This is a genomic window from Enteroscipio rubneri (genome assembly GCF_963929405.1).
In the GTDB taxonomy this organism is placed as follows: Bacteria; Actinomycetota; Coriobacteriia; order Coriobacteriales; family Eggerthellaceae; genus Enteroscipio; species Enteroscipio rubneri.
The window spans coordinates 578,781-604,329 of sequence record NZ_CAWVIN010000003.1; the positions used below are offsets into that span (position 1 = coordinate 578,781).

The window sequence follows — 25,549 nt, forward strand, 5'->3', positions numbered from 1 at the left end:
ACAAGGGAGTCACGATCAAGTGGTACAACGAGCAAGCTGCAGCCGGCTACGATGAGGACTTCCATAAGCCGCCAACTGGTTACGAATCCCCCCCCCCGCAACCGGTCGCCGCATGCGTCAGCCCAAAAGGCCTTGATGGGCGGAGTTTTCAAAATCCTCCACCATATCGGCAAGTTCCTGCCGCGAATGAATATCCACCTTACGATAGATGCGCTTGATGTGCGTTTTCACAGTGTTGGCCGAAATGCACAGCTCTTCGGAGATTGAGGGAGCGTCCCTGCCGAGCAACACCATGCGCAGCACTTCTTCTTCACGGCTTGTAAGCCCGTACTCTTCGGAGACGAGAGCCGCAAAATAGTCCCGACTTAAAAGCGTTGAAGGTGCTCCTCCTCCGTCATCGCCTTCCTGTCCGCTTCCCAAAACGATGTCGGAGTCGTATGCGCTGCCATCATGCAAGCGAGCGGCTACCAGCAGAACCGCGAACACTGCGAATACCAGAACGTACATCCCCACGCCCGTATAGTCGCGCGGCAGCAATCCCACGACATATCCGAGCGTCGGAAAGATGTTCACCACGCCTGCCGCGGCAGCGTACAGCCCCGAAGCCGAGAACCCCTTGCGCTTCGCAATGGAGGCGCACAGCGGCATGAGCAGTATGAGGCAGAGGTTGAACGCAGCGCTCACGATACCCATGCACAGCACCTGCAAAACGCCGGCCACGAACGCTTGCAGGACTATCAGCAAGCAGGCAATTGGACAGAGCAGGCGAAACACCCATGCAACGCTGAAGGAGCGCACACCCGGCATCGACGCCGCCAACAAAACGACCGAAACGGCAAACGCCTCCCCGATGGCGAAGAACATACTGGCAAGCGCATCCAATCCGGCGACGGTCCATGAGTATTGGTAGGCGAACCCCAACGCCCCCGCGCAGATGATCGGAACGAAAAGGCCTTTGATACCGGAAAGCAAGCGGACGTTATCGCGCTCTTTCTCGCCCGAGCTGTTTTTCGCAGGCATCGCAAGCTTTACAGAAAAACCGGCGGATAAGACAAGGAAAAGGCATTTGGTGACCAGCACCGCCTCCGCCGATTGAAAGGCGCTAATGAAGATTACGGCGAACGATGCCATAAGGCTGCCTGCCAGAATGCAGAACTGAAAGCTGCGCCTGTCGAACAGATAAGCGACTCCTGCCCAGAACGCGAAAAGCACCGCGAACGAGGCGCCCGTCCCAACGTGCAATCCAGTCATAATTCCGAAAGGAATCGTCAGGATACCATGGTTGTGCAGGTAGAATACTCCTTGGCTCACCACGATTGTTCCTGCGGCGATCAATGCCAAACCAAGCGGAACACGCTTGATGCCGCGCGGCAAAAGCGCTGCAGCAACGAGAAAATACACCATGAAGAACGCCGTGTTCTCCACGATGCGCGAGGATATCGTCTCCGTAGCTAATTGCTGATACCCTTGAGAGACGAACACCTGCGTTGCAGAAGCTACGAATGCGGCATATCCAACGACTGCCACAAATACCCTTTTCCTCGAATCCATGCCAGATCTCCCCGTCTTGCACAATTCCCTGACCCGATTGTAGCGGAGCGGCTTTGTTTCGCAGGCACGATCCGTCACCCACGCCGGGTGATCTTTCGGCACGCACCCGCCAAGCATGGTTTCAGGCCGGCAATCGACGAGTACGGTTTGTGTCGTCTGTTATCGAAGGGAAGGGAAACCTATGAAACTCACGCGAAGGAATTTTTTGCAGGGAGCAGCGTGCGGCATTGCCGGAACAGCGCTTGCAGGCGTCGTCGGCTGCTCACCCCAGGGCCAAACAGCATCCGACCAAACCGCCGGCGAGGGCGGAGAATCCGCAAGCGCTACGGAAGAAAAGGATGTCGACCAAACCTACGAATGCGACATATGCGTCGTCGGGGCAGGGTTTTCCGGCATGATAGCAGCGGTACAGGCGCATGAAGACGGAGCGAATGTCATCGTGCTGGAGGCGGCCGATATCACAGGCGGGGCCTCGGCGAACGGCGTAGAGGGGTCGTTCGGGGTGGATTCAAGCCTTTCAAAGGAGCTCGGCATCCAAGTGGATTTGAAGAACATCCTCATGAGCGAGATGGAGCAATCCCAATGGCGCGCAGACGGCCTTGCCTGGCTCGAGATGATGGAAAATTCTGGCCAGAATATCGATTGGCTCATTGAGCAGGGTGTAAAGTTCGACAAAGTGGACGACTACCACGGCAAGGACTATCGAACCTTTCACTGGTATCAAGGCGGCATCACGGAAGGCTATATCAATCCGATGACGGCCAAACTAGAAGAACTTGGCATCCAGGTGGAGTTCTCGACCAAAACCGAGGAGCTCATCCTCCACGATGGAAATGTATGCGGAGTGTATGCGCAGAATAAGTCCGAGTGGATACAGGTCAATGCGAAAGCCGTCATCTTGGCCACCGGAGGATTCGGCGCGAACTATGAGCTCTGCTCGAACATAGGCTACCCTGCCGATCGGCTCCTATCCGTCGGATCGCCTCATGACGACGGGTCCGGGCATGACATGGCCATCACCGCCGGCGCAAAGGATTTCGCAGATTACGCAGCCGACAACTGCGGCTCCATCATCAAATCGTTCTCCTTCAGTATGACGAATCTCGGTTTCTGCATGGCACCTCAAATTCCATGGATCAATGAAAGCTGTGAGCGATTCTATAAGGAGGACAACTGCACGGTAAACCTCTCGCTGGCGAATCCGCCGAAATGGAACCAGGAACGCTCGTTCATGATCTGGGACGAAGCCATATTTGAAGCGTATGCCGCCACCCAGGAGGACGACATACGCGCCCTCTTGGAAAGCGCGCTCGCCTCGGATGAGGGAGACGTATTCAAAGCGGACACCTTCGCCGAGCTCGCCAAGGCCGCCGACTTGGATCCGGACCGGCTTGAGAGCTTTGCGAACGAGTACAACGCCATGTGCGCCACGGGCAAAGACGAGCTCTGGGACAAAGATCCTCGATTTCTCGTCCCTTTGCAGAATCCCCCTTACTACCTGGCTCAACCGATCAACGCCATGTTCACCACTATCGGAGGCGTGGCAACCAATCGCAATGCTCAGGCCATCGATGCCGACCATCATGCAATCGAGGGGTTGTACGTGGTGGGCGTGGAAGGCTGCATGCTCTACCGCAATGTGTATACCATCGGCACGCCTGGCTCGTGCAGCGGCAATTCCATCAATACCGCGAGAACCGCCGCGAAACACGCAGCGGCGAGACTCTAGATGATCGGAAGCAGGTGCGATCCTTCGCGAGAGAGCACGACCGAATGGTACCGGCAAAGCTTTAGAGAATCGGAAGCAGAGTGCGGCCCCTCCCCGAGCGCCACCGCTTCTGCTTTCTCGCCAGTACGCGGGGGCCGCATCTCATCGATGCGGCCCCCGCGCTTTCGCCCTACAGGCTCTTGATTTCGCCTTACAGGCTCTCGCCGAGAATCGTGCGGACGGCATGGCGCGCGTAGGTCATCGTCCTTCCGCTGGCCAGACCCGTGAACAGGTTGGGATACGAGTGCGCGAAGAATCCGCCCGACACGTCGCCCACCAAATGGAGGCCCGTGAACGGCACGCCTTGGGCATCGACCGGGTTCAGATCGGTGTTGACATGGACGCCGTCGAGCGTGCACAAGAGCCTGCTGCACGTGCGCAGCCCGTAGTACGGAGGCTGATCGAGCGCGATCAGGCGATAAGGTTCTTTGTAGAAGTCGTCGTCATGGCCCTTGGCGGCAAGCTCGTTGTAGCGCGCAACCGTTTGGGCGAACGTCTCGGGAGGTATGTTGAGTTTTGTCGCCAGTTCTTCGGGTGTGTCGGCGCTCTGCACGAAGCCGGCTTGCTCCCATTCGGCGATAGTGTCCGGCAGCGTTTCGTACTTGCCATCGGACGGAGCTCCATTGGGATACGGGTAGTGGCGCGCGCAGCCGACCGTTTCGAACTGCTTCATGTGCTCAAGGTAGTTGGCGTCCCAAATGGTGCACCAACAATGCTCGGGCTGATAGGCCGCCGCATGGACAATGTAGTCGTAGGGCGCCGATTCGTTGGCGAACCGCTCGCCGTTCAAGTTCACCTTGAGCCACGCCTGCGACCCGAACCGGACCTGCTTTTTAAGTTCGGGCCATCCCAGGCCCTCGGTGCAGGTGAGAGGCGTCTCGTTGGGATACATGCCGGTGCGATCAAACACCATGCACGCATGGGTCTCATCGAATGCGGCTCCCATCCACAAGCAGGCTTTGATCCCATCCCCGGCGGTCAGGCCGGCCGACGTGTAGCCTGCCGGCATGCTGGCAAGCGTCTGCGGCTGGAGAGCCCGCAGCATGTCTATGTTGTGCTGGTATCCGCCGGTTGCCAAAATGATGCCCTTCGTCGCCTTGAAGCGGATCACCTTGCCGTCGGCATCCTGGGCGAGAGCGGCGGTAACCGCGTGATCGTCGTGCTCGAACTTCACGAACGCCGTCTCGAAGCGGAACTCGCCGCCCAGTTCCTCCACGTACTCGGGCCATACCACCTTGCTCGTCCGCTCAGGGTCGTCCCATACGGGGCTGTGCCCGGATTGGAACTTGGGATAAGCGCCGGGATCGTCGAACGTGGCGGAGTAGCCGCCCTCGAACAGCAAGTGCCCGACGTTGCGTCGTTCAAGCAGGTCGGCGTACCAGTCGATCGCTTCGCAGCTTTCGTCCAACCACAGCTTCACCAGACGCTGGTCCATGTCGTTGGCGGCATACATGGTGATGTAGTGTAGGCACGCTGCCGGGTCGGGGCTGTTGTTTTCTGCCCGTTGCAGCTTCGAGCCGATGCCTCCAACATCGTCACGCACCATGCCGGCCGCGCCGGTCTTTTCGATCGTGATGGTTTTCAAGCCCTTTTCCAGGCAGGTCATGGTCGCCACCATGCCGCCTGAGCCCGCGCCAATGATGAGAACATCCGTCTCCACCGTTTCCTCGGGCTCGCCAACATCGGGCTCGGCGCCAAGCCAGTCGGCCGCGGATGCGGCGTTGGCGGACGATCCTGTCTGGGTGACATCGTGCGAGCCGTCATCCGAGGCGCTGCTCGACCCACCGCCCGATGGCGAGCAGCTTCCCAAAACACCGAGGGCTGCAATGCCGGCTGTTCCCGCAACGGCCCCTTGCAAGAAGCTTCGGCGCGTCAGCTCATGCTCCATCTTCCCCATCTTCTCCTCCTTCAACGTTCGGTAGAAAGCGCGCGGCCTCATTTCGAACTACGGCCGCTGCGCCTGCGCAGCTAGCACGTTACGATTCCTCCGATGTGCTGTCACTCGGGCGCGTGGATCGGCGGGGATGATCTTGCTCATCCCCCTCATCCTTCTCCATCTACTACCCATTCCATCAGGTAATTCCATGCCTAACGAAAGCTTCGACTCGACGGATCGTCACCGGCACTGCACGTATTTGCTATAGAATGGGAACGACGGCATGGGAGGGTCCTATGGGGATATGCTCGACGTCGAAACAGCCGGGGCGCGATTCCGCCCCTCATGGAACCGGAGATGGCAAGACCGTCGGTCTCTTTGCCCGGCTGCCTTCCATCCCTCTTGCTTTTCTGGGGTTCGGCATCTATCGCGCGTGGATCGAACTAGCCTTCGTCGGATCGTTTGTCGATTTTCCAGCCACGCAGTACAGCGGACATGATTGCTTCGATCTGACGATTCTTGCGACGGCGCTCGTCTTCGTCGCCGCCTCGCGGCGTCTCGGCACCCTGTACAACCGCAAGGTGCTCTACGGAGCGTGCGGGATCTCCTTGATCGGATCCACGCTGGGGCTGTTCGCTTCGCTGTACGCCCCGGAGTATGCCGCGACGCTCGCCGTGCCCTCTGCGGTGCTGGGCGGGTTCGGCATTGCCTTGAGCATCCTGTTCTGGTCAGAGCTGTACTGCTGCCTCAATCCAGTGCGCGTCGCGCTGTATTTCTGCGCATCCATTGTTGCGGGAGCGATGCTCATCTACATCTGCCGAGGATTCCTCATGCCGTGGCTTTTCGCTGCCATGCTGATCATGCCCCTCGCATCGCTCGCCTGCCTTCGAGCGAGCTTCCGCTCCCTCCCTCCCGAAGAACTCCCGCATCCGTACCGGGGTAGCTTCTCCTTCCCTTGGAAACCGGTTCTGCTCATGGCCTTGTTCGCCTTCGCTTACGGATTAAAAGAGTCCTCGCTCTACGCAAGCACGTTCGGGCCGCATTCGGCATTCGGCACCGTCGTTATGGCATCTCTCGTATTCGTCGGCGTGGTGTTTCAGGGCGGCAAGTTCGACTTTAGGGTGATCTACCGGTTCGCCCTGCCGCTCATGGTGGGAACGTTCCTCATCCTGCCAAGCCTGGGATTTCTGGACAATGCAGCGGCTGACTTCTGCTTGACCGGCGCGTACACCGCCTTCTCCATCCTCATCATGATCATCCTGACCAGCCTGAGCTTCCGACAGGGCATATCCGCCATTTGGCTGTTCGGCATCGAACGCGCCATACGCGTCTCGTTCAACATGCTCGGACGGCAAACGGAATCGCTCGTTTCCGAAACCGATTTCATGGGCGGTCTTCCTCCGGACTTCGTTCTGAACGCGCTCGTCATCCTTCTGGTAGCCGTACTCACCATGATGCTTCTGACGAGCAAGGGAATGCCGGATCGCTGGGGAGTCGCCTTTTTCGATAGCTCCGAGGACGCCGACGAAAGCTATCTCGTCAACGACCAGCATCTTGCGGCGCTGTGCAAAAAGGTGGCGAAAGAGCGCCTGCTCTCGCAACGAGAAGAGGAGGTGCTGTTCCTGTTGGCTCAGCGAAAGTCGATCGGCGCCGTTGAGAAGGAACTCGTGGTGGCCAAAGGAACCGCGAAGACCCACATCAGAAACGTGTACCGCAAGCTTGACGTGCACTCGCGCGACGAGCTTGTCGAATACCTGGAAATGCACGACTGACGTTGCGACGACACCTGCCATCATAGCAGAGCCCGGCGGCGCGGACGCAAAAGTCATGCTACAGTATCGATGCCCCCTCGCCGATGTCTGTCATCGGCGAAACGAAGCCAGCAAGGAGAAATGCGTGCAAGAGGGTTCTGTATCCACGTTCGTTCGGGAAGCGAAGGGCCTGTGCGTCGATGCTTCGGCTGCGCTCAAAAGCAACCTCCTTCTCGTACTTGGAAGCATCGCATGGTGGGGCAGCCATTTTTTGTTGCTCTGGAACGTCCCCATCGCAACGCTCGATTCGTTCATGAGCGGCTATGACGGCAGGTTCGTGCTCACCATCGCAGGAACCGTCGTCGCCCTCGGAGCCTTGGCCTTGCTTGCATGGCGCAAGCCGAACCTCAGCTTGTACGCGCATCCCGCCTCGTATGCGATGTTCGCCGGCTGCGCATCGCTTGCGCTCGTGCTGCTCGTGATACCATCCATCGTCGAAGCGGGCGCCTTCGCGGGCGCCGTCGGCGCGTTGCTTTCCGGTATCGGGAACAGCTTCGCACTGGTCCTGTACGGCGAGCTGCATGCGCGCATGGGCTACCGCTTCGTACCGCTGGCCTGCGCGGTCGAGACCGTCGCAGGGGTTGTCGTGTTCGCCCTGCTCTCGCAGCTGCCGATGATCGCGGAAATGGTTGCAGCCGCAATGCTCGTGCTGATTGCCGCCGCCCTCTATTTCACCTCCGCTCGCTCCCCTGAAAGATCCGCAGACGTTCCCGCTCCGACGCGCGTCGATATGACCGTGCGGTCATTGGTGGCCCTCGCCATGCTCACCGGGTTCGCTTACGGCCTTCTGCGCACATTCGCTATCGGAGGTCTCGAAGCGGCCAGCATGCGTGCGGAAATGACCTCGGAAGCTATCGGTACCTGCCTGAGCGCACTTCTATTGGTCGCCGTCTTTTTTCTCCAATACCGGCAGTCGCTTTTCGAGCAGTGCCTGTTGTTCGTTGTTCCGCTCGTGGCCACAGGGATGCTGCTGATATCGGTACAGGGAGTGAGCGTGGTCGCCCCTATGGCCGTCAACACGGGGGGTTTCGCATGCTTTTTCAACCTGATGTGGTATTTCGCAGCGGTTTTAGCCGCACGCAGGACACGGCATCGCGTTACTTTTCTCGTGGCATTGCTGTTCTTCGGCAGCCAATTCGGACAGCTGCTGGGAGCATTGGTGCCCGTGCAGTTCGCCAATGCGTTTTCCAGCGGACTGATGTATATGCTGCTGCTCGTTCTAACGCTTTTCCTCTACTGGCGCGCGAAATCGCTTCGAAGCGCTGCGGAGGCACCGAATCAAGCGGCGGCGTTGTCCGCCGTTTACGGAGAAGACTCAGTGAGCAGCCAGCCTGCTGTTTGGGTGAAGCAGTTTGGCCTGAGCCCCCGTGAAGCGGAGATAGCACAGTTGCTCGTGCAGAGGATCCCCTATAAACAGATAGGCGAAGAATTGTTCGTTTCGGGAAACACGGTGAAAACTCACGTGCGCAACATCTACAAAAAGGCTGACGTATCATCGCGCGAAGAGCTGCTCGAAAAGCTGAACGACCTCACGAAAAAAGGGTGACCCCGGAAATTTCTTTTTATTCTTCCTGATCAAAAGTACTATTTGAATTCACACTTTATTCGCGATTGCCGCATGCGGCAATGGTTCCTAGAATCCTTCAACGGTTCCGAAGCAATCGAAGGAGGAGGGAATCGCCATGAGCGATAGTTCGAGAAATCTTGATCGGCGCACGTTCTTGAAGGGGGGACTCGTTGCAGGCGCAGCCGCAGCAACCGGCTCCATGTTGGCGGCGTGCTCGCCGCAGTCCACCGGCGCATCCGGCGCGCACGACGATGCCGACGGCGGCACGACAGCTTCCCCGGTGGGCGCCGGCTATGCCAACCCCGACGGCGTAGGCATTCCAGTCAATCCCGACTCGACCGAGGATGTGGATGTCGTCGTCATTGGCTCCGGCATGGGCGGTTTTACGGCTGCGATGCTCACCAAGGAGCAGGACCCTGATGCAAAGGTGGTGATGCTTGAAAAGCAAGACGCCCTCGGCGGCAATACGAACTTCGCCGAAGGCGGTGCCGGATTCCTCAACATGTCGCCGGAAGAGGCGCGCGCGGCGGTGCAGGCGGATATGATCCAGCGCAATTTCGTCGTGGACGCATCGCTGTTCTACGCGCTGCGCACCCAGCAAGGAGATTGCGCCGACTGGCTGTTCGGGAAGCACGGAGTGCGGGTAAAAGACTACGGCAGCGGGCAGCCCCTCTACGAGGGCGGCACAGGCGCATCCGCCATCGCAACGCTCACCCCGCAGGCCGAACAGCTGGGCGTCGACATCCGCACCGGCTCCCGCGCGTTCGCGCTCGTTTTGGAAGACGAGTATGCCGTCACAGGCGTGCAGTACAAGGCTTCCGACAGCAGTGTCGTCCAGCTTAACGCCAAGGCCGTGGTGATCGCATCGGGCGGAATGAACAGCAACCCCGAGCTGCTCAAGCTCTATTCGAACGTGGATCTGAACAAGGTCATGCCCCTTGGCGTCGGGCAGGACGGCGACGGCCACCTCATGGTGGAGCAGACCGCGCATGGACGCACCGGGCTGCAGACTATCGATGGATTCTTCGCGGGCATCGGCACGGCCGACGATCCGTGCGGGTTCGACTCCGACCTCAACACGGCTGCCGGATTCCAGTTCTCGAGCGTCTTTGTGAACCAGTACGGCAATCGCTTCTACGATGAGTCGTTCGGCTTCAACACCGGCTCACAGCTGTTCTTCACGTGCATCCCGCAGGTCGTCTTGTCGCAAAGCCAGGCGTTTTCGCTGTTCGATGAGTCCTATATCCAGAGATGGGAGGCCGGCGAATGGCAGAACGGACACAACGGATTCGATAGCGCCACGAAAAAAGGAACCCCGCTCGAAATCCGATCGAACATCGAAAAGGTGCAGGACAAGGAGTGGTTCTACCAAGCCGATACCATCGAGGAACTGGGGGCGGCCATCGCGTCGGACGTGGAGAGCTTCGATGCGGCGGGATTCGTCAAAACCGTAGAGGCGTACAACGCCGCTGCGGACGGGGCTCCCGACGAGTACGGCAAACCGCAGGAATTCATCTGGCCGCTCAAGACCGCCCCGTTTTACGCGGCAAAGGTCGGCGTGAACGCCTACAACACCAACGGCGGCATCCACATTAACACCGATGCACAGGTGGTTGACCCCAACGGCAAGGCCATCACCGGCTTGTACGCCTCGGGCATCGCCACCGCCGGCTGGGACAGCCAGGTATACGGCGGCGGCACCAACCAGCCTGTGGCCCTGTGGTGCTCCTGCGCGGCAGCGCGCCATATCGTGGAGAGTCGTTTGAACAAGACGGTCGCCGAAGACTGGATGGGAGATATTCCCATGGCATCGATTCTGGGGGAAGACTACGCGAACGCCAATCCGCTCGGTTGAGTTTTCGACCGCCCCGTCCGCAGCTGGAATCGACCGCCCCGCCCGCAGGCGGAAGAGAGCAAGTTTATCGGCGACTCCGCCTATGGGAAGGGGCGGAGTCGCCCCCATCGCACGAGCGGCCGCCCTCCCGTCGCGCATACGGGCGCGGGCGGCTGCTTCGCGCGTGGCGCGTGCGGGCGGCTGCTTCCCACATGCTGCATGCCCTGCGAGCGGCTACACCCCGCGTGACGTTGCGACGGGCGGCTGCTTCGCGCGTGGCACGTGCGGTTGCCCCTCCCATTACGCGTGCGCCGTTGCGGTGGCTGCCCCCTGCGCTCTGCGCCATCAGCCGGAGCGGGCGCGCTTAAATCTTGTACATGTACTGGAACACGTCTTCGCGCTGGATGATCACCTGGACGCCCAGGTTCTCACCCACGGCCTCTAGCTTCTCCTGCACGGTGTTGAAATCGGCGACCGCGGTATCGAGCGTGGTGAGCATCGTCATCGAGAAGATGTCGTCGAGGATGGTCTGGCTGATGTCGTCGATGTTCGCGCCGCATTCCGCAAGCGCCGTCGACACGGCGGCGACGATGCCGCTGCGATCCTTGCCCAGAACCGAGATAACGCACTTCATTGGCTGATCCCTTTCGCTTTGTCCTCGTGACTTCAACCGGCGAGGTGGTGGCCGCCGGACGGCGTCTTATTCGTTCTTCTTCCATAGTACCTGATCGCGAACGAGTGTTTCACGTGAAACATCCGATGTGCACACGGACGCTGCGACGGCGCTCAGTCCCTGCGCGCGAAGATGAGCGACAGGGCCTCGGCGCGGGTGGCCTGGCTTCGCTCGAACGCGCCGCGGACGGCGCTCGTCGTGGTTTTCGCGCCGGCCTTCTTCACGCCGCGCATGCTCATGCACAGGTGCTCGGCCTCCAGCACCACGATGACGCCCTGGGGGTGCAACTGCTCGATGAGCGTGTCCGCGATCTGCGACGTGAGGCGCTCCTGCACCTGCGGGCGCTTCGCGAACACGTCCACGAGGCGCGCGAGCTTCGACAGCCCGCAGATGCGTCCATCGGCCGCCGGGATGTAAGCCACGTGCGCCATGCCGAAGAACGGCACCAAGTGGTGCTCGCACATGGAGTAGAACGGGATGTTGCGCACCAGTACCATTTCCTCGTGGTGCTCGTCGAACGTGGTGGCGAAGTGCTCGGCCGGGTCCTGCTTCAGGCCCGCGAACACCTCCTCGTACATGCGCGCCACGCGCGCCGGCGTCTCGCGCAGGCCCTCGCGCTCGGGATCCTCTCCTACACCTTCAAGGATGAGCCGAACACCTGCTTCGATTTTCTCTCGATCCATCGGTCGCCTATCGTCCATCTATTCTCTGTTTTTGCCTTCATTCGCCCGCGCGGAACTATGCCGTGCGCGCATCGTTCGCATGCATCATAGCACGACCAAACAATGCGCCGTGCCGCACTGCGTCGCGACCGGCGCCCACCTCCTGCGTCCGTGAAGCGAACCGCGAGCACACGCGACCCACGTCCGCCATCGTCACCAACGATGGCGACCCGCTCCCAGCGCCGTGGAGCGCGGCCCGAGCACGCACCCCCGCCTGGCTCATGGACGAATCAGGTATAATCTGCTTTCGTACTACAAAGGGGAGGCACGGTGGACACGCAACCGAGCATAGCCGAACGATACTTCTCGCTGGGAGGAGCCAACTTTATTGGTCTAGGCTTCTATTGGGCGTGGCTGTTTATAACGTTCTACACATCGGTTCTTCTGCCCCCATCGACAGATCAAACCATGAGCGGTCTGTGGAACTGGGCCGCATGGGCCCATGCGCTCACGCTCATCACCTGCGCCCTGCTCGCTCGACGACTCCAGCCGTACGCGCTCAGACGTTCTTCCATCGCCCTCTCATCGCTCGCAACTCTGGGCGGGACCCTGCTGATCCCCCTGGGATCGCTGCTTTTGGGAACGGCCTCGCCCGTGGCGGTCGTGCTTGCCACCATCGGCGCCCTCGTCACCGGCGTGACGACCGCCTGGCTTGTGCTGGCATGGAGCGTCCTGTACAGCCGACGCGGAGCGCGCTTCTCGCTCTTCGGGATTATCGCTTCGTACCTGCTGGCCGCCCTCATCTTCTTCCTCGTGCAGCTCATGTCTTCGCCGATCGCCATCGCCACGACTGCGCTGATGCCCGTTTGCTCGGCCATTCTGCTGTACGCCGCAAGCCTCGATGCGCCCGTGAATGGAACGGTCGACGCGCCAGCAGATGAAACCGATGGCTCGCCGGCAGGCGCCGACGGCAATCCACCCGCGCACCGACGCGCCGAAACGACCCGTCGCTTCGCCCCGCGCCTTATCCTGCCGTTGACGGCCGTGTTGCTGTACGCGCTGTGCGGCGAGGTGCTGCGCGGATTCGCGACGGCGCCCGGCGACGGGACGAACCTCGACGACATGGGGAATCTCTACTTGCTAGGAAGCGCTGTCGGCGTTGTCGTCATGGGCATCATCCTGGCCCTCATTCCCCGGTTCGCGCACAAGAAGCCCTCCGAGATGCCCGGCATCCGCGTCACGCTGCTCATCATGGCGGCCGGGTTCCTGGTTGCCACGCTCACCAGCACCTCGTTCTTCTTCGCCTACGCCGTATTCGGCGCGGCGTTCCAGTGCTTCCGCGCGCTCGTATGGATGTATAGCGCCGATGTCACCGAACGCACCGGCGCACCGGCATTCGCCGTATTCGGCGCATCGCAAGGCTGTGCCGCGTTGGCCGTGGTGCTCGGCGTGCCTATCGCTTCGTCGCTCAATCAGGCAGTTTCGGTCGGAGCAGCTCAGCTGCCGGTGATTGCATCGGTCGCCGTATTCCTGATCTTCACCTCGGCGGTGCTTGTCGTCAACCCGAAAGACCTCGAAACCGCCTGGGGCCTCATACCGCCCGGAGCGGAACCCGATACTGCGACACGCGCGCAGGCGAAGGGGGATGACGCCCCGTCCGACGCCAGCGCCCTGTGCGAAGCCGACGCCCCGTCCGGCGCCGGCGCCGAAGCCACGTCCGAAGCCGACGCCGGCGCCCTGTCGGAAGCCCACGCCCTGTCCGATGCGCGGGACGGGACCGTCGGCGCGAACAGCGGCGCATCTGCGGACGATCCAGCGAACGATGATGCGCTTTCCTTTCTGTCCGACACCTACGGCCTCACGGCCCGCGAGTCCGAAGTGGCCCGGCTTTTGGCAAAGGGACGCAGCCTGCCCTTCATCCAAGAGGAACTCCACATCGCGCAAGGCACGGCACAAACGCACCTCGTCCATATCTATCGCAAGCTCGGCGTCCATTCGCGGCAAGAGTTTCTCGATGTGGTTGAATCTCAGACATCCCCTTCAAAATAACGCAGGCTCGATTCGACCTTCGTGTATCGCTCGAACAGTACGACATGATGCCAGGCTACGTATCGCCTGTTCATAAACAGATTTCTGGCGCATCGTATGGATCGTACGATCGCGCATTTACCAAAAATCGAACAGTTTATCGGACGACAGGCGCTCCTGGTTCCCGCATGATGCCGACAGACGGCGAAACGCTGCCGTCGCGTGCATAACCATTTTTGGGAAGGGGATATCATGCGCAAGGAACAACCACTTGTAACCAGGCGTTCGTTCATCGGCTTGGGAGGCGTGGCCGCAGCCACCATCGCAGCCGGCTCACTTGCCGGATGCGCTTCGGGTTCCGGCTCGTCAGGATCATCTGGCGGCGACAAGGCAGCGACGCCAGCGGAGTCGACCGACTACAAGGCGGCTCCGGCGCCTATCGCCGACGACGACATCAAGGAAACGGTCGAGGCCGACATCGTCGTCGTCGGCGGCGGCATCTCCGGAGCCGTTGCGGCGGCAACCGCAGCCGAAGCGGGCAAGAAGGTGGTCGTGCTGCAAAAGGCCGAGACGGCACTCTCGCACGGGTCGGGCGCAGCAGCTTGGAATTCGAAGGCGCAGCTGGAGGTCGGAGCCGACTTCGATCCGTGGGACGCCGTCACCGAATGGACGCGTCAGGGCGAAAACCGTGCCGACCTCGACCTTCTGAAAACGTGGATCTATAACAGCGGGCCCACCATAGACTGGGCGACCGCGCTCACCAACGACGTCGAAGGCGTCGGCCCCGTGATCATGACCTATCAGCCCGGTATGGAATATCCCGACGAGTACAACAAGTGCTTCCCCACCGTGCACATGTGGACCGGCCAGATGCAGGCGCTCGCCCAGTGGCTGCTCGATTACGCCGAAAAAAACGGTGCGGAAGTGCGCTACAGCACGCCGGCCGTGCAGCTCGTGCGCGACGACGACAATACAGGCCGTGTGAGCGCCGCCATCGCCGAGGGATCGGACGGCTATATCAAGGTCACTGCCGCCGATGGCGTGATCCTCGCTGCGGGCGATTACGGCAACAACCCCCAGATGCGCGCCGAGTATCTACCGCATGCCGAAGGCTTGAAGTCGGCCTACACTCGCCCCGACATCAACACGGGCGACGGCCAGCTCATGGGCATGTGGGTAGGCGGTTTCATGCAGCTCGCGCCGCATTGCTCTAACATCCACTACGACCCGCCCATCGACGTTCCCGACATCGGCGGTTCGGGCATCCCCTGGCTGTTCGTCAACAAGAACGGCAAACGCTTCTGCAACGAGGACATGCAGTACGGACAACTGTATGCGCAGGACATGAATCAGCCCGATTACCTGCACTTCCAGGTATTCGACGACAACTTCCGCACCGATTGGACAGACATGGGTTCCGGCATGATGAAAAAGGAGCCGCCCGTCGATATCGTCGCCAGCATCGAGGCAGGCATCGAGAAAGGCGACGTATTCACAGGCGAATCCATAGAGGAATTGGCCGCAGCCATGGATGTGCCCTCCGATGCCCTGGCCGCCACGGTGGAGCGTTACAACCAGCTGTGCGATGCCGGCTACGACGACGACTACGGCAAACAGGCCGGCCGCCTGAAGCCCGTCCGCAAGGGCCCGTTCTACGCCGTAGCCCGCAGGCCCGGCGTGCTGTGCACCTTGAACGGCATCATCACGAATGGCTCGTGCCAGGCGCTTGACGCGAACCGCGAGGTCATCGAAGGCCTGTACGCCGTCGGCAACTGTCAGGGCAACTTCTTCGGCGGCCTCGAGCACCAGATGGTCATACCGGGCATGAGCCTGGGCCGCGCCATGACCACCGGACGCGTTGCCGCACTCGTGGCCAGCGGTCAGGATCTTGCCAAGGGCCGCATCTAGCGAAACCGTTGCGCCGGCCGATCCCGCATCCCCGGATCGGCCGGCCATCCGCCTCGCACGACACACGACTGGCGGACAAGCATCCCGCGTTGCTTCCGAACCGCTCGCCATCGTCCGCAGTCGATCGAGGAGATGAAGACGTACTTTGCGCGATGAGGAGCCCGGCTTCGGCTCGATGTTCTCTATGTGCACGCGGCGCTCGCCGCCATGAGGAGCGTCGGAAGACGTCCAACAGACGCAGCATCGCCTATAGCGCCAGTTCCAACCCCACCGGGCAGTGGTCGCTGCCGTACACTTCGTCGTAGATGCACGCGCTTTCCACCGCGCCGGCCAGCGACTCGCTCACCAGGAAGTAGTCGATACGCCATCCCGCGTTCGTCTGCCGCGCCTTGAAACGGTAGCTCCACCACGAGTACGCGCCTGCCACGTCGGGGTGCAGATGACGGAACGTATCGACGAAGCCCGCCTCCACCAGTTCGGTGAACTTACCGCGCTCTTCGTCGGAGAAGCCGGCTTTGCCGCGGTTGGGACCGGGGTTCTTCAGGTCGATCTCCCGGTGGGCCACGTTGAAATCGCCGCACATGACAACAGGCTTCGGGTCGGCCTTCTCGCCGGGTTCGGTGCGTGGCAGCTCGGAAACGGTCACATGCCCCTCGCCCGGCGCGGGGCGTTGCACCGGCGCGCCGGCCGGCAGCACGCCTTCCTCGAGCCCCTTGCAGAAATCGCGGAACGCGTCGTCCCACTCCATGCGATGGTCGATACGCGCCAGCTCGTTCTGCGCATTCGGCGTGTACACGTCTACGAACCAGAACTGCGGAAACTCCAACGCCACGATCCGGCCTTCAGTGTCCAGGTAGTCGTTGCCCAGCCCGTGCAGCACCTGAAGCGGCTGCTCCTTCGTGAACACGGCCGTGCCGGAGTAGCCCTTCTTCTGCGCGTAGCTCCAGTACTCGCGGTACTGCGGCAGGTCGAGCGTGGCCTGCCCCTCCTGCAGCTTCGTCTCTTGCAGCGCCACGATGTCGGCGTCGAGCTCGCACACGATATCCTCGAAGCCCTTCTTCTGTACGGCGCGCAAGCCGTTTACGTTCCATGAGATGAAGCGCATATTGCTGCCTTTCTTAGTCGGCCGACCTGCCCGTCCTCCGGCACTTCTGCTCCCGCGCGTTCGAGCAGTCGCGCACCTGGTGGAGCGGATCGTCCTTCCAAACTGTTTTCAATTCTCTGTTCTGCCGCTCCGGTATGGCCCTCCCCCTACGGTTTATCAGTTCCGCCATTATAGCGCTCCTCATACGACGGGCTCCGTCACGGCGGCCTCAGTCGGACACAGCCGCACGTTTCGTGCGCTGGAGCACCATCAGACCCAAAGAACAGTCGGATCAGGCGGAAAGGCGATCCCGCACAAAGCAAGACCGGACAGCCCCTCACTTATGATACGGCTCCCCGCGGGATATCTTCTGGGCGCGGTACAGCTGCTCCAGCAGCACGACGCGGGCCAGGTTGTGGGGCAGCGTGATGGGGCCGAACGACAGCAGCTCGTCGGCGCGGGCGCGCACGACGTCGCTCACGCCGTCCGAGCCGCCGATGACGAACGCGAACTCGCTCGTGCCGCCCAGCGCAAGCGCGTCGAGCCGTTTCGACAGCCCCATGCTCGAACGCTCCGCGCCGTCGATGGTCAGCAGCACGACATGCGCGGACGCGGGCAGCGCGGCCAGAATGGCAGCGCCTTCGCGCTCGCGCGCCGCGTCGACGCCTCCCGTACGAGCCGGGTCGACGTCGGCCACCTCCTTCACCGCCGTGCGCGCATAGGGTTGCAGGCGCTTGAGGTACTCGGCGCAGGCATCGGTCCAGAACCGTTCCTTCAGCTTCCCCACCGCCACAATGGTGAATCTCATGCGTCGTCAGCCGCCTCCCCGTCGTCTTCGCACGCGTCGCATGCCCGATGGTGCGCGATGCGCCGATATCCTGCCCAATGCGCACAAGCGCGCACAAGCGTCGCATGCCCTTTTCAGTGCGCGATGCGCGGCATGCCTTGTCCTGAGCGTTTGTCCGTTGTTTCCGCGCCGCAGCTCATCTTCTAACCCGAATCCGCCCGCTCAGATACCGATAGTATAGTCCACCGGATGACCATGATGCGACGCGCATAGGCAGGCTGAATCAAAGCCGCGCGCACCCGGTAGAGACGGCATGCGCGGCTTGCGCCGTTGCCCGCCGGCAGATTCCACAAGGAACAGGCGAGCCGACCACGCGCTCGACCGTATGAGCCCGAGAAAAGCGGTTTTCCACCGGCGGCTAGCGACGACGAGCGCGATGGCGCAGAGCCCTCAGCGCCGTAGCGAGCGCACCCACCGCGACCGCAGCAAGCACGCCCCAAGCTGCAAGGGGAAGCGCGTCGCCAGTACTCGCCAGATTCGCCATCGGTTTCTCTTGCGAGCCCATAGGCGTCGAAGGAGGTTGCGGCTCGGTCGGGTCGGACGGATCCGCCGGGTCGGTCGGGTCGACTGGATCCACGGGATCGGGCGGCAGCGGGGTGTTGTCCATGGTAAGGCGGGATGCCGTCTGGCCCTCGGCCACGTCGAAGAGGACGGGCGTAGCGTCAAGCTGATAACCGTCCGGGGCCTGTGTCTCCACGAATCGGTACGACCCCACCGGCAAATCGGCGACTTCGATACGGCCGCCATCGTCCGTGACCAGCGATTCGTAGCCCGCCACCTCGGCCCACGTGCCATCGCCCAGCAATGCCTCCAGCTTGAACACGGCGCCGGCCAGCGTCGTGCCGGCATCCTCCGCGTCGCGCTTCACCAGCGTAGCGCCTCCCAGCACGGGGCTCTTCTCGTTGGCAGCCGTCAAGGCAATCGGCGTCGTGGCATCGTCCGTCACCTCGAAGGCGAGGGGGGTCTCCTCCAGCATATATCCGTCGGGCGCCTCCACTTCCACGAATCGATAGCTGCCAACCGGCAGAGCCCTCGCCTCCAGTACGCCTTGAGCGTTCGTGGTCAGGCGCTCGTAGCCGTCCAGGACAGCCCAGGTGCCATCGGCGGCCTGCTGTTCAAGACGGAATACGGCGCCCCCTAGGAGGATGTTCGGATCGTCCGCATCATGCTTGGTCAGCGTCACATCGCGTAGCACAGGGCTCTTCTCGTTGTCGGCGGTGAGCGAGACCGTGCCGGCTCCATCGGGCGTGATCGCGAACTCAATCGCGTGATCGGCCATGATATAACCTGCCGGCGGCTCGATCTCCACGAACCGGTAGCTGCCCACGGGCAGATCTCCCACTTCGATAAGGCCGTCCTGGTCGGTGGATAGGTGATCGTGTCCTTCAAGCGTCGTCCAGGTGCCGTCGGCGGCCTGCTGCTCCAGCTTGAACACGGCGCCGGCCAGCCCGACGGAGGGGTTGGCGGCGTCGCGTTTCATCAGCTGCACGTCACCCAGCACGGGGCTTTTCGTGTTCTCGGCCGTGAGCGCAACGGCGTGGTTTGGCGTAGACGAGGCGATGGCGAACTCCACCGGCGCCGTCTCCAACTCGTAGCCGCCAGGAGCCGAGAGCTCCACAAAGCGATACTGGCCCAGCAGCAGGCCCGTAACCGTAAGCGTGCCGTCGAAACCCGTCGTCAGACGTTCGGCGCCCGCCACCGGCGCCCAAGAGTTGTCGGGCTGCATCTTCTCCAGCTTGAACACGGCGTCAGGCAGCACGACGGAGGCGTCGTCGGCATCCACCTTCGTGAGCACGACCTTACCATCCCTCACCTCGACGCCGCCCGAGATGACGGTGAAATGCGCGCCGCCCGAGGCCGTCTCGGACGATGAGTCGCCATACGTGAGCGTGGCGGTGTTCTGGTACTGGCCCGTCTCGGACGCGTCGGTGCGCATCTCGATGATGAACGACGTGAAGTCGCCCTTGTTCGACCCCGTGGTGGCCAGGTAGTCCGTGATGATGTCCCGCTGAGCGGTTGTCACGTTGTTCTGGGTCAGCAGGGCGGCAAGCGCCTCATCGCCCCGTCCGTCCAGTATCTTGCCCATGTTCAGCGCGCTCGACCCGTCGCCCGTGGGCACGTCGCCAAATCCGATGTACACCACATGGCCCTCCCACACGCCGATGGTGGGCTTGCTGGCGAAGCGCACGCTGTAAGCGAACTGGTCCTGCGTCATACCGTCGGCGGACGACGCGTCCACCTTCTCGAACATATCCGTGATGGGATAAGCCGCGTACTGCTGCGTCTGCGCCACGCCGTCGTCGGTGGTGGCCTGCACGGGAAGGTACACCACCACCTTGTCCGACGCGATGGCCTGGCCGCCCTGCAGCTCGTCTGTGAGCAGCAGGCTTCCCTGCTTCGGCGACGGTTGAGGGTTGCCCTGCGCGTAGGACTTATAGGCGTTCACCACGTTGTCCAGGTTTACGCCCATGCTCCACACAATCTGGTTCTGCCCGGCCACCTGCGAGCCGTACTTCATCAGCGGCACACCCGGAAGCGGGGCCGTGGAGGGCGGGTCAATGCCGAACGAGGGAAGCGCCTCGCCGTTCACCGTGAACACGATGTCGTCGCCCGTGCCGCGCACATACCCTTCGAGCGAGAAGAACCCGTTGTGCAGCGACGGAAACTGCGCCCCCTCCGCAGACAGCGTGGTGACGATGGAAACGGGACCGGGTATGGGATTGCCGTTCTGGTCGTGGCTACCCGTGACCACATACGAACCGATGACCTTCGAGGTGGTAGGATCAACCAGGTCTTCCGGTCCGAAGTCGTACGCGAGGAAATGGTCGTCGCCATCGACGTTGATGGTGAACGTGCTGCCTTCTTCAGCGCCCGTCATGTCGTCAATGCTCCAGGTTATATAGATGCGCACGTAGGCCCCGTTGGTCAGATGTTCGCCCTCCGCAACATCCTGCCACGTGCTGCCCGTCTTCTTCTGCAGCGCTATGCTGTCAAGCTTCAGCCTATCGGTGAGGTCGGCTACGCGCGGCTCGGGTGCGGGAGTGTCGGTGGTCGCCTCGGCGTCTTCCGCGAAAGCGGACATATGAAGCGCGAGCGAGCATAGAAACGCCGCAGCAAGCAGCGCAATGAAGGCTACCGTCCGTGCGACGAGTTTCGATTGCCGCACGGACTGCCAAGGGATGAAGAAATGCAACATGAAGCCTCCTGTCGGAAGGGATCCTCGGGTGCGTGCATCCTGTCGGAAGGGATCATCGGGCGTCCCTGGTTCTCAGGCAGGACGGGTCCTCGGGCGTGTATATCGCTCCTGCAGGAACGGGTCCTCAGGTGTCCGTATCACCATACGGGATTGCCGCGCGCGCCACGAAAGAGTGAGAGAGCGCTTTCCAAACGGTTGGCCTGCAGAAAATTGGCCGTTGTCGAACTGGCGCGGTCTTGCTACAATGTCCACCGCAAATCACAGCGTCACCCCGTTGATGCTCCCTGGATCGATGCGCATACCGCACGAGACAGGGCGTGAAGGGGCCTCTGGAGAATCCCGGCGAGAACCGGGTGCCGAAGGGGCAAGGCGGCCAAGCGCCGCCGAAACTCTCAGGCAAAAGGACAGAGCGAAGATGCCGGCTTGCCGCCTATCCATGCGGTCGCCCTCTTCCCCCTCCCCAACCTCCAGCTGCCCTTGCGCGCGCAAGGCGAAGTCGCCCGCGGCTACCGCTCACGGGCGAAGGGGAACGCACCAGGCAATCGTGCTAAGGAGGCAGGTACGTGGAAGGGTTTTTCGGCGTCATAAACGATGGGCTCGTCGCTATCGACGACTTCATCTGGGGAGTGCCGCTCATGGTGCTCATCCTGTTCGGCGGCATCTTGCTCACGGTCAGGCTGCGCGCCGTTCAGTTCCGGCAGCTGCCGCGCGCGCTGCGCTACATGATCAAGAACGAAACGGGCGGCGAAGGAGAGGTCACCAGTTTCGGCGCGCTGTGCACGGCTCTGTCAGCCACTATCGGCACCGGAAATATCGTCGGCGTGGCCACGGCCATCGTCGCCGGCGGCCCGGGCGCGCTGTTTTGGATGTGGCTGGCCGCGCTGTTCGGCATGGCGACGAAGTTCTCCGAGGGCCTGCTGGCCGTGAAGTACCGCAGCATCGACAAGAAAACCGGTCATGTGCTCGGCGGCCCGTTCTACTACATCGAACGCGGTATGGGAAAGAACTGGCGCTGGCTGGCGAAGATCTTCGCGTTCTTCGGCATGTGCGTGGGCTTGTTCGGCATCGGTACGTTCACGCAGGTCAATTCAATATCGAGCGCAATTACCGGGTTCTTCGACCCCGAGAAGAACGTCACGGTGAACATCCTTGGAATGGACTACTCCATCTTCACCGTCATCGGCTCGCTTTTGCTGGCGCTGCTTGTGGGCCTTGTGGTCATCGGCGGCCTCAAGCGCATCGCGAAAGTGTCCGAACGCGTGATTCCTGCCATGGTGGTGCTGTACGTGGGCTTCTCGCTCATACTCATTATTACGAATCTCGACAAAGTGCCGGCGGCATTCGTCACCATCTTCGAGAGCGCATTCGGCCTGCAGGCGGCAGCCGGCGGTATGCTGGGCGCCATCATTGTCGCCATGCAGAAAGGCATCGCGCGCGGCATCTTCTCGAACGAGGCAGGCCTCGGCTCCGCTCCCATCGCCGCTGCAGCCGCCCAGACGAAGGAGCCGGTGCGCCAGGGCCTCGTGTCCATGACCGGCACGTTCCTCGACACGATTGTCGTGTGCTCCATGACGGGCCTCGCACTCGTTATGACGGGCGCATACCAAATTCCCGGCCTTGAGGGCGCCGCAGTCACCACTGCCGCATTCCAGGCGGGCCTGCCGTTCATCCCCGGCGACGTGGTCTCGTTCGTGCTGATGGCGTGCCTTGTGCTGTTCGGCTTCACCACCATCCTCGGATGGGACTACTACGGCGAGCGCTGCCTTGAGTACTTCAGCAACGGTTCGATGAAGGCTGTCAAAGTGTACCGCTGGCTCTACATCGCCGCCGTGTTCATCGGCCCCTACATGACCGTTGCCGCCGTGTGGACCATCGCCGACATCTTCAACGGCCTTATGGCGCTGCCGAACATGGTGGCCCTGATCGCCTTGTCGGGCGTGGTGGCCAAGGAGACGAAGGATTACTTCGCGCGCCTCAAAGCCGCTGGCGACGAGGAAGGCATGGAGCCGCACCTGCCCGGCGACAACTGGGACATCCCGCCCATCGATCCGCTGGAAGATCGACTGGGCGCTGCCAGGTAGGACGCCGCCCTGCCAGGTGGGCCTGTCAAGGCGGCGCAACCAAGTAGACTCACCTGGCAAAACAGGTGGGGCAGCCTAGGCGGCCCCACCGACCAGACCTCCCGCGGCATGCGACGAGAACGCATCCGGCTTCTGCGCGATAGCGGAAAGCCGGATGCGTTCTTCTCGACGGTTTTTTGCCATTCCAGAGACCTCCGCTCGGCGGCAGACGTTTTTGCATCGATTCGGTGGGGCGAAGCGGCGAACCGCTACAATACACACAACGTGGAACGCAGGAGAAAAGGAACGGTATGGACCAGCACCTCGTCATAGCTATAAGCAGGGAATATGGTAGCGGAGGTCGCGAGATCGGCGAGCGTTTGGCGGAAGAGCTCGGCATCGCGTACTACGATAAGCTGCTGCTCAAACGCATAGCCGAGGAGAGCGGCCTCGATGGCGACGTTGTGGCGGACTTCGACGAGAAACCCCTGCGACCACTGCTGCTCAATCCGAACGCTTTTTTCTGCGCGACGGATTTGGAGCATCCGGTGGCCTCCCGCATTTACCGAACGGAAGTCGATATCCTGCGCTCCATTGCCGATGAAAGCTCATGTGTCATCGTCGGCCGCTGCGCCGACTATGTACTCGCAGGCCATCCGGACCTTGTGAGCCTGTTCGTGAGCGCGCCTATGGAAGCGCGCGTCGCTCGCGTCATGCGCCGCAACACTTTGTCCGAGAGCGAAGCGCGCTCGCGCATCGCTCGCGTGGACAAGAACCGTGCGAGCTACTACCGCTACTTCACCGACGAAAACTGGGGCATGGCGCGCAACTACGACCTATGCATCAACTCCGGCGATCTCGACGCTACACGCGCGGTCTCTATAGTTCGTTGCTTTCTGGATGCGCGCTCGTAGTCGAAGTGCACTTGGACCGAACGTACGCCCTGCAAGGTCTACTTGAGCGCGTCGGCCACCTTGCGAGCAGCGGCGGTGATAGAAAGGTCGTTCACGTCGATGGTGATCTCCGCGTACTGCTCGTACAGCGGCTTGCGCTCGTCGTACAGCTCGCGCAGGCTCATACCGATGCCGCCCTTGAGCACCACACCGCGCTCCTGCAAATCGTGCAGACGGCTCACCAGCTCGTCGTAAGATATCTGCAGGTATACCACCGTACCGATCTCGGCCAGATGCCGCATGGCCTCGTCGGAGTACACGGCCGATCCGCCCGTGGCAATGATGGACTTGGAGGCCTGGATATCGCTTAAAATCTGATTCTCGACTTCGATGAAGCCTTCGGGGCCGCACGCATCGATGAGCTTTTGCAGCGTTTTGTCGCACTGGTTCTGGATGACCAGGTCGGCGTCCATGAAATCGTAATTCATGATCTTGGCCAGCACGATGCCGAGCGTCGACTTGCCCGCACCGGGCATGCCGATGAGTATGATGTTGTCCTTCTGTGCCATGCTGCTCTCCTTTAAGCTTGAGACCGGCGACTTCGCGCACTCGTACGCGCCGCAGAAACCATGCTCGATTATAGCAGCAAGGCAATCGGTTTATGAGTCTCTTGAGTCTCCGGGTCAGGCAACCTTCGCGGCCGTTGCGCAAGCCGCACGCGCGACGGCCTTATTCGAGCGCGTCCGCCGCGCGAGCCGCGCGGGCCGCAGGCTGCTCCGACTCCTCCTCCTGCGGCACCTTGCGCTTAAGCGGGAATGTCTCGCTGATCACGATGGCCCCGAAGATGAGCGCAAAGCCCAGCAGCAGACGGCTCGTGATCTGCTCGTTGTACAGCAGCACGCTGAACAGTACGCCGAACACCGACTCGAGGCTGAGAAACAGCGAGGCTTGGGCAGGCGGCACGTGCGCGAGCGCCACGTTTTGGATGACGAGCGCCACGCACGATGCGAAGATCACGAGGTACGCCATGTTCCAGAAGAAGCCGGGCGTCAGGGCCGATACAGGCGGCAGGGTCTCGAAGCAGGCGCCGTAGGCAATGCCCAGCACGCCACCGACCACGAACTGCATCACCGTGAGAACGAGCACGTCGTTGGTCTCGGAGAATTTCGACACGTACACGATATGGATGGCGAACAGCAGCGCGGACACGAGCGTCATGAAGTCGCCGTAACCCATGGACAACTCCTCGAGCGCCCCCGTGAGCGACACCAAGCCGATGCCGGCGACAGCCAGTACTGCGGCTATCAGGTTGAACGCCGTGGGTCGCTTGCGCGCAATCGCCCACCAGGCGAACGGCACGATCACGCAGTACGTCGCAGTGAGAAACGCATTTTTACCCGGCGTGGTGTTGTCCAGCCCAATGGTCTGTACCCAGAACGCCAGAAAGCACAGCACCCCGAGTATCATCCCTTTGATCAGGTAGTCCTTTTCGAAGGCGCGCGGCATGCGCCTCCAGAACACCGCGGCCAGAATGAGACCGGTCGCCAGAAAGCGAAAGCCGATGAGGTATGCAGGCTCCAGCACGTCGACGGCATCTTTCATGACGACGAAGCTGAGTCCCCAAATAACGGTGGCCACAACCAACAAGAGCTTGTAGACGCCGGCGGGAATACGACCGGATATGTTCGCGAAGGTGTTCATGGCGGATGATTATAGCAACCACCCTGCGCGCCGCCATCGCACGATTATACGTAGGTCCCGATTTCTCGCTGAAAATCCTCGCCGCGATCG

General features: G+C 61.6%; 18 protein-coding genes and 1 riboswitch. Of the genes, 8 read left to right on the plus strand and 10 right to left on the minus strand.

Annotated elements, in window-relative coordinates:
• Nucleotides 1-117: 117 nt before the first annotated feature.
• Complete coding sequence (locus ABGT83_RS09555) at nucleotides 118-1,527, minus strand: helix-turn-helix domain-containing protein (RefSeq protein WP_346687262.1); 1,410 nt, start codon at nucleotides 1,525-1,527, stop codon at nucleotides 118-120.
• A 205-nt stretch (nucleotides 1,528-1,732) separates the two neighbouring features.
• Between ABGT83_RS09555 and ABGT83_RS09560 the strand changes: the two genes are divergently transcribed.
• Nucleotides 1,733-3,280 carry an FAD-dependent oxidoreductase gene (locus tag ABGT83_RS09560; RefSeq protein ID WP_346687263.1) on the plus strand — a complete coding sequence of 516 codons (1,548 nt, stop codon included), beginning with the start codon at nucleotides 1,733-1,735 and terminating at the stop codon, nucleotides 3,278-3,280.
• A gap of 190 nt (nucleotides 3,281-3,470) precedes the next feature.
• Here the strand turns inward: ABGT83_RS09560 and ABGT83_RS09565 are convergent, their stop codons facing one another.
• Entirely contained in the window at nucleotides 3,471-5,216 is a 1,746-nt protein-coding gene (locus ABGT83_RS09565) for an FAD-dependent oxidoreductase (protein WP_346687265.1), read from the minus strand.
• A 275-nt stretch (nucleotides 5,217-5,491) separates the two neighbouring features.
• Here ABGT83_RS09565 and ABGT83_RS09570 point away from each other — a divergent pair, with 275 nt between their 5' ends.
• The 3 genes from ABGT83_RS09570 to ABGT83_RS09580 all read left to right on the plus strand — a co-directional run bounded on the left by ABGT83_RS09570 (nucleotide 5,492) and on the right by ABGT83_RS09580 (nucleotide 10,428).
• Nucleotides 5,492-6,967: a response regulator transcription factor gene (locus ABGT83_RS09570; RefSeq protein WP_346687267.1), complete on the plus strand. Its 1,476-nt coding sequence runs from the start codon at nucleotides 5,492-5,494 to the stop codon at nucleotides 6,965-6,967.
• Between the two features lie 124 nt (nucleotides 6,968-7,091).
• On the plus strand, nucleotides 7,092-8,552 hold the full coding sequence (locus ABGT83_RS09575) for a helix-turn-helix transcriptional regulator (protein WP_346687269.1): 1,461 nt from the start codon (nucleotides 7,092-7,094) through the stop codon (nucleotides 8,550-8,552).
• 136 nt (nucleotides 8,553-8,688) lie between these two features.
• A complete protein-coding gene (locus ABGT83_RS09580; RefSeq protein ID WP_103265189.1) occupies nucleotides 8,689-10,428 on the plus strand; it encodes an FAD-binding protein in 1,740 nt (579 codons plus the stop codon).
• Between the two features lie 343 nt (nucleotides 10,429-10,771).
• Here ABGT83_RS09580 and ABGT83_RS09585 read toward each other — a convergent pair whose 3' ends face one another.
• Nucleotides 10,772-11,041 (minus strand): ACT domain-containing protein, encoded by a 270-nt coding sequence (locus ABGT83_RS09585; protein ID WP_103265190.1) that lies wholly within the window; start codon nucleotides 11,039-11,041, stop codon nucleotides 10,772-10,774.
• Nucleotides 11,042-11,193: 152 nt separating this feature from the next.
• Nucleotides 11,194-11,763, minus strand: a complete 570-nt coding sequence (folE, locus tag ABGT83_RS09590; protein WP_346687271.1) for a GTP cyclohydrolase I FolE — start codon at nucleotides 11,761-11,763, stop codon at nucleotides 11,194-11,196.
• A 309-nt stretch (nucleotides 11,764-12,072) separates the two neighbouring features.
• Between folE and ABGT83_RS09595 the strand changes: the two genes are divergently transcribed.
• Nucleotides 12,073-13,791 (plus strand): helix-turn-helix transcriptional regulator, encoded by a 1,719-nt coding sequence (locus ABGT83_RS09595; protein WP_346687273.1) that lies wholly within the window; start codon nucleotides 12,073-12,075, stop codon nucleotides 13,789-13,791.
• Nucleotides 13,792-14,022: 231 nt separating this feature from the next.
• A complete protein-coding gene (locus ABGT83_RS09600) occupies nucleotides 14,023-15,678 on the plus strand; it encodes an FAD-dependent oxidoreductase (RefSeq protein WP_346687274.1) in 1,656 nt (551 codons plus the stop codon).
• Nucleotides 15,679-15,925: 247 nt separating this feature from the next.
• On the opposite strand, the gene ABGT83_RS09605 is transcribed toward ABGT83_RS09600, so the two are convergent.
• The 4 genes from ABGT83_RS09605 to ABGT83_RS09620 form a co-directional block, all read right to left on the minus strand.
• On the minus strand, nucleotides 15,926-16,783 hold the full coding sequence (locus ABGT83_RS09605) for an exodeoxyribonuclease III (RefSeq protein ID WP_346687275.1): 858 nt from the start codon (nucleotides 16,781-16,783) through the stop codon (nucleotides 15,926-15,928).
• 13 nt (nucleotides 16,784-16,796) lie between these two features.
• The gene (locus ABGT83_RS09610; protein ID WP_157938956.1) at nucleotides 16,797-16,952 is read right to left on the minus strand and encodes a hypothetical protein; all 156 of its coding nucleotides are present in this window, start codon (nucleotides 16,950-16,952) and stop codon (nucleotides 16,797-16,799) included.
• Between the two features lie 147 nt (nucleotides 16,953-17,099).
• A complete protein-coding gene (locus tag ABGT83_RS09615; protein ID WP_346687277.1) occupies nucleotides 17,100-17,570 on the minus strand; it encodes a 23S rRNA (pseudouridine(1915)-N(3))-methyltransferase RlmH in 471 nt (156 codons plus the stop codon).
• A gap of 397 nt (nucleotides 17,571-17,967) precedes the next feature.
• Nucleotides 17,968-20,805, minus strand: coding sequence for an MSCRAMM family protein (locus ABGT83_RS09620; RefSeq protein WP_346687279.1), 2,838 nt, complete (start codon nucleotides 20,803-20,805; stop codon nucleotides 17,968-17,970).
• Between the two features lie 319 nt (nucleotides 20,806-21,124).
• A riboswitch (glycine riboswitch) is annotated at nucleotides 21,125-21,223 on the plus strand.
• A 145-nt stretch (nucleotides 21,224-21,368) separates the two neighbouring features.
• Here ABGT83_RS09620 and ABGT83_RS09625 point away from each other — a divergent pair.
• Both ABGT83_RS09625 and ABGT83_RS09630 read left to right on the plus strand, forming a co-directional pair.
• On the plus strand, nucleotides 21,369-22,886 hold the full coding sequence (locus ABGT83_RS09625; RefSeq protein WP_346687281.1) for an alanine/glycine:cation symporter family protein: 1,518 nt from the start codon (nucleotides 21,369-21,371) through the stop codon (nucleotides 22,884-22,886).
• A 290-nt stretch (nucleotides 22,887-23,176) separates the two neighbouring features.
• Nucleotides 23,177-23,779, plus strand: a complete 603-nt coding sequence (locus tag ABGT83_RS09630) for an AAA family ATPase (RefSeq protein WP_346687282.1) — start codon at nucleotides 23,177-23,179, stop codon at nucleotides 23,777-23,779.
• Between the two features lie 38 nt (nucleotides 23,780-23,817).
• On the opposite strand, the gene ABGT83_RS09635 is transcribed toward ABGT83_RS09630, so the two are convergent.
• Both ABGT83_RS09635 and ABGT83_RS09640 read right to left on the minus strand, forming a co-directional pair.
• A complete protein-coding gene (locus tag ABGT83_RS09635) occupies nucleotides 23,818-24,327 on the minus strand; it encodes a shikimate kinase (RefSeq protein ID WP_103265200.1) in 510 nt (169 codons plus the stop codon).
• A gap of 160 nt (nucleotides 24,328-24,487) precedes the next feature.
• The gene (locus tag ABGT83_RS09640; RefSeq protein WP_346687285.1) at nucleotides 24,488-25,459 is read right to left on the minus strand and encodes a DMT family transporter; all 972 of its coding nucleotides are present in this window, start codon (nucleotides 25,457-25,459) and stop codon (nucleotides 24,488-24,490) included.
• Between the last annotated feature and the right edge of the window lie 90 nt (nucleotides 25,460-25,549).